Source organism: Nocardia spongicola, assembly GCF_047200775.1.
GTDB lineage: Bacteria > Actinomycetota > Actinomycetes > Mycobacteriales > Mycobacteriaceae > Nocardia.
Genome location: NZ_JBJZOO010000051.1, coordinates 1 through 706, shown reverse-complemented (window position 1 = coordinate 706; position 706 = coordinate 1). Strand labels below are relative to the sequence as shown.

Annotated in this window: 1 protein-coding gene; it reads right to left on the bottom strand. The window is 61.8% G+C overall.

Features of this window, described 5'->3' with window-relative positions; genetic code table 11:
* On the bottom strand, positions 1 to 706 hold a 706-nt coding region (locus ACL02S_RS24145), incomplete at both ends, for an IPT/TIG domain-containing protein (protein ID WP_412804790.1).

Genomic DNA, 706 nt, shown 5'->3' with positions numbered 1-706 from the left:
CACCACCGTGAACGACACCGCCGGAATCCCACCGAACAACACCGCCGTCGCACCGGTGAACCCGGTACCGGACAACGTCACCGAATTACCACCGACCTCCGGACCCGAACCCGGAACCACCGAAGACAACGTCGGCGCAGCAATATAGGTGTAGAACAGACTGTTGCTGACACCACCGGCACCGGTGACCGTGACCGCGACCGTCGCGCTCCCCGCAGGCACCATCGCAGTGATTTGCGTATCGGACACCACCGTGAACGACACCGCCGGAATCCCACCGAACAACACCGCCGTCGCACCGGTGAACCCGGTACCAGTCAACGTCACCGAATTACCACCGACCTCCGGACCCGAACCCGGAACCACCGAGACGAGCGTCGGAACTACGAGATAGGTATAGGCGACACTACTGCTGGTGCCACCTGGAGTAGTGACCGTGACACCTACCGTGCCGGTCCCCGCAGGAACGGTAGCGGTGATCTGCGTATCCGACACCACCGTGAACGACACCGCTGAAACCCCACCGAAATCCACTCCCGTGGCACCGGTGAACTCGGTACCAGTCAACGTCACCGAATTACCACCGGTCTCCGGACCCGAGTCCGGAACCACCGAGACCAACGTGGGCGTTCCGAGATAGGTATAGGAGACAGGATTACTGGTACTGATCGGTGTGGTGACAGTGACAGCCACCGTGCCGGTTCCG